Here is a 1511-nt window from a genome sequence, read left to right on the forward strand (position 1 = left end):
CGGATCAAGATGCCGACAAGAACGGCAGCCAGTTCGTGTACAACCTGCGCTTCCCGGGGCAGTATTGGGATAATGGCATCAAGCTCAGTCATAACTGGTATCGGACCTATAATTCTGAAACCGGCAGGTACATCCAGAGTGATCCGATTGGGTTGATGGGCGGGTTGAATACGTTTGGGTATGTGGGTGGGAAACCAACTGCGCTAACAGACCCGACGGGGGAGAGCCCGGTTGCTGCTGCTTACCGTGGGTATAGAATAGGGAACTTCATTGGTGAACGAATCAACCCGTATGTACAACCGTATATTGCTGAAGCGCTGGACTCTATGTTTCCCCATACTCCAGTACTTCCAACAGTTGATTCAGATCCTTATTCTGGCCCAATGGAAATGTCCAAAGGGGGGAAGTCTCAAGGTCGGAACTGGGCCACGGAGAGCGCGAAGGTCGAAGCTAAGCAGAAAGGAATTGATCCGTGTGATATTTTGGCTGACTGGTTGAAAGAAGCGAAAGCAGCAGGAAATAAGAAGGAAGTACAAGATCTGATAGAGGCCCAGAAGTTTTTGGATTGTCGGAATAAAGATAAGCGGAAAAGCAAATATCGCTGCGAGTAAAAGATATGACTTGGTATGCTGCTCATGTTGTTTTGCAGGTTCAGTTCAAAGAGGGAAAACAGGATAGATTTCCAGTTTGGGAAAATATTTACCTGATTAATGCAGAGACTGATGAAGACGCTCTGAGTAAGGCAGAGTCAATTGGTGCTTCTCTTGAAGGAGATCGTGATGGCTCATTTTTTTGGGATGATATTCCATCCAGGTGGGTTTACCGAGGAGTAAGGAAGATCTTAGAAATATCAAATCCTTGGGATGTTGATAATAGGCCAGGGGATGGTTGCGAAGTTACCTTTGAAACATTTGAGTTTTCTGACGTTGATAATTTAAAGCGATTCGTGAACTGCGAGGAATCTTTCGCAAGAATCCCGGATTAACTGTCTAGTCTATTCAACAGGGTCAAAGATCATTGATCCGTCGCCAGCCGCCTTGTGCGGCTGGCCGCGACTGCCCCGGAGCCCGATTCGCCAGGGTGGTGACGCCGTGTTGCTTGATGCAGTATGCCCCAGTGCGGCAAGTGCGCCAGGCGAAGGTCGTCGCCATCGAGCGGTTGGCATGTGGCAAGTAACACAAGTAACAAATCAGCCACGGCAACCGCACCCAAAGCCAGGTCAACACCGCCGCCACCAGCTACCGTATCGACCCGGCCAGCAACCGCCTGCTGCAGCAGAGCGGCAGCAACGCCAAGACTTATACCCTGGATGCCAGCGGCAACCAGACCAGCGATGGCAGCATCACCCTGACTTACGACAACGCCGGCCGCCCCCGCGTCGCCCTGAAGAACGGGCAAAGCGTCAGCAGCTTCTTCTACAACGCGCAAGGGCAACTGGCACTCAAGACCGCCAACAGCAAACCGATCCAGTTCGTCTACGACGAAGCCGGCCACCTGCTGGCGGAACACGC

The 1511-nt window shown here is 51.6% G+C and carries 2 protein-coding genes and 1 pseudogene; 2 read left to right on the top strand and 1 reads right to left on the bottom strand.

All coding sequences use genetic code 11. The annotated features are described in order from the left end of the window. Positions 1–611 (top strand): RHS repeat-associated core domain-containing protein (locus FFS57_RS24920; RefSeq protein WP_137940512.1); only part of this gene is annotated, 611 nt, incomplete at its 5' end. 5 nt (positions 612–616) lie between these two features. Then, the gene (locus FFS57_RS24925) at positions 617–985 is read left to right on the top strand and encodes a DUF4288 domain-containing protein (RefSeq protein ID WP_137940513.1); all 369 of its coding nucleotides are present in this window, start codon (positions 617–619) and stop codon (positions 983–985) included. A 29-nt stretch (positions 986–1014) separates the two neighbouring features. Here the strand turns inward: FFS57_RS24925 and FFS57_RS26045 are convergent. Further along, positions 1015–1511: pseudogene (locus FFS57_RS26045) on the bottom strand (hypothetical protein); the annotation flags it as partial.

It is taken from the genome of Chitinivorax sp. B, from assembly GCF_005503445.1.
Classification (GTDB): domain Bacteria; phylum Pseudomonadota; class Gammaproteobacteria; order Burkholderiales; family SCOH01; genus Chitinivorax.